Raw genomic sequence first — 6,317 nt, 5'->3', positions numbered from 1 at the left:
AAAGTGCGATCCCGCCCTGGATTGGTACCGGCCCCCAGGTGCTGAAAGAGATCTCCATGGTGGGGCGCAATCTGGCGCTGGCCGCCGGCATGTGCGGCTCCGTCTCAGGCTCTGTGCCCACGTCTGTCGGCCAACCCGCCTTGAAAGTTGACAATATCCTGGTGGGAGGGAACGCCTGATGAGCACACTCGATATGAACACCCTGCTCACCCGCCTGCTGGACAAGGTCGCCGATCTGGGCGCCGAGGCAGATATCATCGCCAATCAGGAGAAAGCCTTCTCCCTCAAGGCCGACAAGGGGGAGCTTGGTGAATACAAGGTCACCAGCAGCCAGCAGCTCGGTATTCGCCTGATCAAGGAGGGCCGGGTCGGCATCGCCTACTCGGAATCCCTCGATGAGCTGGCGCTGGATGCCATGGTGCAGGATGCGCTCGATGCCAGCCGCTTCGCCAAGGTGGACGCGGATCAGCGCATCTCGGTGGCGGGCAGCCGGATCACCACCGACTGCGCCGAGATAAACCAGCCCGACACCACGGCGGTGGAGGAGAAGATAGCCCTGGCCCTGCGCCTCGAGGCAGATATGCTGGCACAACCCGATGTGACCGGTGCCCCCTACAACAGCTTCTTCGAGGGGGAAAGCCGCCTCTGGCTCGCCAACAGCCTGGGCAGCCTTTGCCAGCACAGTGAATTCAGCGTCGGCTGCTATACCTCGGCGCTGGTGGAGCGGGATGGCCGCCAGTCGATGCACTCGCAAGGGCAGTATGGCCGCCGCTTCGACGAGCTGGATAGCCAGACTCTTATCGAACAGATCTACGCCGTGGCCGATGGCCTGCTGCCCGGTGAAGCGGTGCCGAGCGGTCGCTACAGTGTTCTCTTCAGCACCAACTGCTTTGCCAGCCTGTTTGGCTGCTTCCAGGGGGCGCTGTCGGGCAAGTGGGCCCAGCAGGGGATCAACCCCTGGCGCAGCAAGGTGGGGCAAAGCGTGGCATCACGCTGGCTCACTCTGGAGAGCCGGGCCTATATGCCCGGCGGCATGAACATCAAGGCGTTCGATGGCGAGGGGGCAGCCACTTCGGATCTGCTGCTGATTGGCGAGGGGGAGCTGAAAACCCTGCTCCACAACAGCACCACCGCCCGCCACTTCGGGGTGGCGAGCAATGGCTCGGCGGCCCGCAGTGCCCGCAGCGCGCTGGATGTCACCGCCCGCCACCTGGTGTTTGGCACAGGTCCTCACAGCGAGGGCGAGGTGCAGAGCGGCGACTATCTGGAGCTGGTCAAGCTGGACGGTCTGCACTCCGGTGCCGATGCGGTGAGCGGCGACTTCTCGTTCGGCGCATCAGGGTTCCTGTGCCGGGACGGTGTACGCGTCCAGCCGGTGCGCGGCATCACGGTCGCGGGCAACTTCTACCGCCTACTCGGGGAGCTGGAAGCGGTCGGTGACACCCTGCATCACAACGATGGCAAGGGTTTCTATGCGCCGCTGATCCGCTTTGGCGGGCTGAGCATCGCAGGCAAGTGACTGTATCAAGCGGGAAAAGCACTTCCCTTCCCCATCCAGAAGCGGCGCCATCAGGCGCCGCTTTTTTACCTCTGGCGCCCCTCATCGCCCACTCCTACCCTCAAAGAGCCACCGACCGCATCGGCCGGAACATGCTGGAGAATACGAAGATGGACAACACCCTGGTCTGGGCCGATATTCCGACACGGGATCTGGATCGCGCCATGGACTTCTACTCGGCCCTGCTCGATGTGCAGGTCACCCCCATACAGGAGGAGGAAATGCGCTTTGCCATGCTGCGCTACGATGGCAGCAACGCGGCGGCCTGTCTCGGCCCCATGGACAAATACCACCAGCCCGGTGGCGCCGGTCCCCTCATCTACCTCTCCCTGGGTGACAGGTTGCAGGAGGCGGAGCAGTTGGTCCCCCGGCTCGGCGGGCGGGTGCTCGAACCCCTGCATTCCATCGGCAGCGGTCACGGCTCCCGGGTGATTATCGAGGATACCGAAGGCAACTGGCTGGCCCTCTATGCCCCGCCCGCTGCTTGAGCAACATGAGCAACATGACAAACAATAACGGCGACCCTGGGGTCGCCGTTATTGTTACCAAACACCTCGCAGAGGCGATCAGGCTTCCGGGTTGAGGCGGGTCGGCATGCCGGTACGCTGTTCCAGCACCTGCTTGACCACGTTGGAATCGCTGTCCATGTGGGCGATGAAGCGGGTGGTGGCCGGGGTCATGGGGAGCGGCACAGAGGCGGTGGAGTTGAACTCCTCCTCGGTGCGCGACAGCGGCTCGTGCACTTCCATGTAACGACCGCCATCCGGCTCGACCGTGGTCTTGACCGGCTGGTTGACGAACTGGACGCGGGTACCGACCGGCACGTTGTCGAACAGATACTTGATGTCATCGGCGCGCAGACGCACGCAACCGCTGCTCACCCGCAGACCGATGCCGAAGGTGGCGTTGGTGCCGTGGATGGCATAGAGGTTGCCGATGTAGAGGGCGTGCAGGCCCATGGGGTTGTCCGGACCGGCCGGCCAGACCGCAGGCAGGGTCTTGCCCTGGGCGGCGTAGCGGCGACGGATGTTCTCGGTCGGGGTCCAGGTCGGGTTGGCGCGCTTGCGCTCCACCTTGGTGATCCAGTTCTCCGGGGTGTTGACCCCCAGCTGGCCGATGCCGATGGGCAATACCTGTACCACGTTCTTGCCTTTCGGGTAGTAGTAGAGACGCATCTCGGCCACGTTGATGACGATCCCCTCGCGCGGCGCATTCGGCAGGATCAGTTGATGCGGAATGGTCAGCTTGCTGCCCGGCGTCGGCAGATAGGGGTCGACCCCCGGGTTCGCTTCCATGATGTTGGTCAGGCCCAGCTGGAAGTCGGCGGCGATCTGCTCCAGCGGACGGTTGTCTGCGGGTACCACGTATTCCTGGTTCTCACCGATCAGGCGACTGTTGGCGGCGGGCAGCGCGTATTCAACGGCGGCGGCCTGCTGGCTGACCAGGGTCAGAGTGCAAAAAAGGGCCGAAGCGGCAATGCGAAGGGGATTCATAAAATTCCTGTATGGTTTCCTGTACCTGTTGGCCTGAAGCCGGTTCATCCTCGGTCTGTCCCTTGTCACGAGTCACGCTCGCCCGAGGCCAATAACCGAGCGCGCATTCTTTCCTGAGCCGGACAAAATTTCAACTTGGAGATGGGGCTTTTTCAAGGAAAAGAGCCATTCTCCCCCCAACAATCGACCGTATCGGCTGCCTGCTACCCTAGCACCACCAATCTGACCACAAAATGAACATGCATCCGGTCCGCCCCCCTAGCCCCAAATTGCATGATGGCGCAGTCACGAGTACAATCTCGCACCCCTTTTATCAGGAGTATCGAGTCATCTCGTACTCTGGGTGTACCTCATCGGGTGGCCGTGCGTCGAGTACGGTCGCACCATGCCGATGACCCTATACGGCGCCATCAGGTGGCGCCGTCCTGATTTGCAATCAGACAGAAAGAGTCCAACATGTTCAGACCAGAATTGCTCTCCCCCGCCGGGACCCTCAAGAATATGCGTTACGCCTATGCCTATGGCGCCGACGCCGTCTATGCGGGCCAGCCGCGCTACAGCCTGCGGGTGCGCAACAACGAATTCGATCACGAGAATCTGCAGCTCGGCATCAACGAGGCCCATGCCCTGGGCAAGCAGTTCTATGTGGTGGCCAACATCCAGCCCCACAACTCCAAGCTCAAGACCTTCATCCGCGACATGCGCCCCGTGGTGGACATGAAGCCGGATGCGCTCATCATGTCAGACCCCGGTCTCATCATGATGATGCGCGAAGCCTTCCCAGACATGCCCATTCACCTCTCGGTGCAGGCCAACGCGGTCAACTGGGCCACGGTGAAGTTTTGGCATCAGATGGGCCTGACCCGCGCCATCCTCTCCCGCGAACTGTCGCTCGACGAGATCGAAGAGATCCGCATGCAGGTGCCCGAGATGGAGCTGGAAGTCTTCGTCCACGGCGCCCTCTGCATGGCCTACTCCGGCCGCTGCCTGCTCTCCGGTTACATCAACAAGCGTGATCCCAACCAGGGCACCTGCACCAACTCCTGCCGCTGGGAGTACAAGGTGCACGAAGGCAAGGAAGATGACGTGGGCCAGATAGTCCATCGTCAGGAACCCATCGCCGTGCGCCCGGACAACACTTTGGGCCTTGGCAAACCGAGCGATGCGCTGGTGCTGCTGGAAGAGTCCAACCGCCCCGGCGAGTACATGACCGCGTTCGAAGACGAGCACGGCACCTACATCATGAACTCCAAGGACCTGCGCGCCGTCGAGCACGTGGAGCGTCTGACCAGGATGGGCGTGCATTCGCTGAAAATTGAAGGCCGCACCAAGTCCTTCTACTACTGCGCCCGTACCGCCCAGGTCTATCGCAAGGCCATCGACGATGCGGTCGCCGGTCGTCCGTTCGATCCGACCCTGATGGGCACCCTCGAGAACCTGGCCCACCGTGGCTACACCGAGGGCTTCCTGCGCCGTCACAACCACAGCGAGTACCAGAACTACGACTACGGCTACTCGGTCTCCGACACCCAGCAGTTCGTCGGCGAGATCACCGGTCGCCAGGGCGATATGGTGGAAGTGGAAGTGAAGAACAAGTTCCTGGTGGGCAACAGCCTGGAGCTGATGACGCCGCAGGGCAACGTCAGCTTCAACCTGGAGCAGATGCAGAACCGCAAGGGCGAGCTTATCGACACCGCGCCGGGCAACGGCCACGTGGTCTATGTGCCCGTTCCCAAGGAGATCGACGTCAACTACGGCATCCTGCTGCGCAACCTGGGCGATCGTCAGGACACCCGTCAGCCCCACTCGGCGGCCTGAGATGGCGCTGCTCATCACCGACAAGTGCATCAACTGTGACATGTGCGATCCCGAGTGTCCGAACCAAGCCATCAGCCTGGGGGACAAGATCTACGAGATAGATCCGGATCGCTGCACCGAGTGCGTCGGCCACTATGAGAAGCCCACCTGCATCAGCGTCTGCCCAATCGACTGCATCATCTGGGATCCCGCTCACGTGGAGACCGAAGAGCAGTTGATGGACAAGTTTGTGCTGATGCACAGGCAATAACACCGGCATCAGCGTCTGCACCTTGTGGACTGCATCCTCCGGGATCCCGCTCACGTCGAGACCGAAGAGCAGCTGATGGGCAAGTTTGTGCTGATGCACAGGCAGTAACACCGGCATCAGCGTCTGCACCTTGTGGACTGCATCCTCCGGGATCCCGCTCACGTGGAGACCGAAGAGCAGCTAATGGACAAATTTGTGCTGATGCACAGGCAGTAGTACCAGACCTGCGGGTCATCCAGAAATAGAAAAAGCCGGGCATACCCGGCTTTTTCTATTGCGCTACAACCCACTCAGGGTTTGACCAGCTTCTGCAGCGCCTCAAGCTCGCGTTGGGCCTCCAGCAGCTCGGCCTGAGATGCCTCCAGCTTGGCCTGCTTCTTGGCAATCTTGTCCGGCTTGCCCGAGACCCGGGCGCTCTGCAGATCCGCCAGACGCTCCTCCACCTCTTGCTTCTGCTTGGCAACCTTCTCTTGCTGCTCCTTAATGAGCCCGGCATCTGTGCAATGGGTCTCGATGTTGCGCAGGGCCTGCTCCAGGCCCGCCACCTGCTGCGCGTTATCGTGCGCCCGGGCGAAGCTCAACTGCTCGGTCACTGCCTGATGCCTGGCCTTGCAGCCGACGTTTTCACTGCCATAGGCCTGTCCGGCCAACAGCAATAATCCTATTCCGGCGATCTTCCACATAACGACCTCTTTGCTCTGTCATACTGGATGGCCGCCTATGAAACCTGACTCATACCCCGAGGTCAAGGCGCAGGGAAAGGGCTACGACAGAGTTTGCACTGGGTCATGCCGCCGCCATGCAGGCGACGCTACAATGCCCCTTTCAACCCGGAGAGTCCCATGAAGCAACAGATCGTCATCATCGCCAACGGTGCCCCCTATGGCAGCGAAACCCTGTTCAATGCACTGCGCCTGGGGATATCCCTCAACGAGCAGGAAGGCATCGACCTGAAACTCTTCCTGATGTCAGACGCGGTCAGCGCCGCCCTGGCGGGCCAATCCCCCGCCGAGGGTTACAACCTGCGCCAGATGCTGGAGATCCTGCTGGCACAGGGCACCCAGATCCGGCTGTGCAAGAGCTGCACGGACGCGCGGGGCATCACGGCCCTTCCCCTCATCGAGGGCATAGAGGTAGGCACCCTGCCCCTGCTGGCCCAGTGGACACTGGCGGCCGACAAGGTGCTGACCTTCTAGGG

Annotated in this window: 7 protein-coding genes; 5 read left to right on the top strand and 2 right to left on the bottom strand. The window is 61.7% G+C overall.

All coding sequences use genetic code 11. The annotated features are described in order from the left end of the window. Positions 1 to 178: 178 nt before the first annotated feature. Positions 179 to 1,519: a TldD/PmbA family protein gene (locus BN1127_RS05630; RefSeq protein ID WP_042648801.1), complete on the top strand. Its 1,341-nt coding sequence runs from the start codon at positions 179 to 181 to the stop codon at positions 1,517 to 1,519. A gap of 131 nt (positions 1,520 to 1,650) precedes the next feature. Next, positions 1,651 to 2,046 (top strand): VOC family protein, encoded by a 396-nt coding sequence (locus BN1127_RS05625; RefSeq protein WP_005326664.1) that lies wholly within the window; start codon positions 1,651 to 1,653, stop codon positions 2,044 to 2,046. Positions 2,047 to 2,124: 78 nt separating this feature from the next. On the opposite strand, the gene BN1127_RS05620 is transcribed toward BN1127_RS05625, so the two are convergent. After that, positions 2,125 to 3,051 (bottom strand): L,D-transpeptidase family protein, encoded by a 927-nt coding sequence (locus BN1127_RS05620; RefSeq protein WP_005326662.1) that lies wholly within the window; start codon positions 3,049 to 3,051, stop codon positions 2,125 to 2,127. A 456-nt stretch (positions 3,052 to 3,507) separates the two neighbouring features. On the opposite strand from BN1127_RS05620, the gene trhP reads away from it, so the two are divergent. Together trhP and BN1127_RS05610 are read left to right on the top strand one after the other, a co-directional pair. After that, positions 3,508 to 4,869, top strand: a complete 1,362-nt coding sequence (gene trhP / locus BN1127_RS05615) for a prephenate-dependent tRNA uridine(34) hydroxylase TrhP (protein ID WP_042648800.1) — start codon at positions 3,508 to 3,510, stop codon at positions 4,867 to 4,869. Between the two features lies 1 nt (position 4,870). Further along, the gene (locus BN1127_RS05610) at positions 4,871 to 5,119 is read left to right on the top strand and encodes a YfhL family 4Fe-4S dicluster ferredoxin (protein WP_025326072.1); all 249 of its coding nucleotides are present in this window, start codon (positions 4,871 to 4,873) and stop codon (positions 5,117 to 5,119) included. A gap of 290 nt (positions 5,120 to 5,409) precedes the next feature. Here the strand turns inward: BN1127_RS05610 and BN1127_RS05605 are convergent, their stop codons facing one another. Beyond that, positions 5,410 to 5,802, bottom strand: coding sequence for a DUF1090 domain-containing protein (locus BN1127_RS05605; protein WP_042648799.1), 393 nt, complete (start codon positions 5,800 to 5,802; stop codon positions 5,410 to 5,412). Between the two features lie 159 nt (positions 5,803 to 5,961). Here BN1127_RS05605 and BN1127_RS05600 point away from each other — a divergent pair, with 159 nt between their 5' ends. Continuing rightward, positions 5,962 to 6,315, top strand: coding sequence for a DsrE/DsrF/TusD sulfur relay family protein (locus tag BN1127_RS05600; RefSeq protein ID WP_042648798.1), 354 nt, complete (start codon positions 5,962 to 5,964; stop codon positions 6,313 to 6,315). Positions 6,316 to 6,317 lie beyond the last annotated feature (2 nt).

The organism is Aeromonas media, assembly GCF_000819985.1.
Taxonomy (GTDB): Bacteria; Pseudomonadota; Gammaproteobacteria; order Enterobacterales; family Aeromonadaceae; genus Aeromonas; species Aeromonas media.
This window is presented reverse-complemented; position numbering and strand designations above follow the sequence as displayed.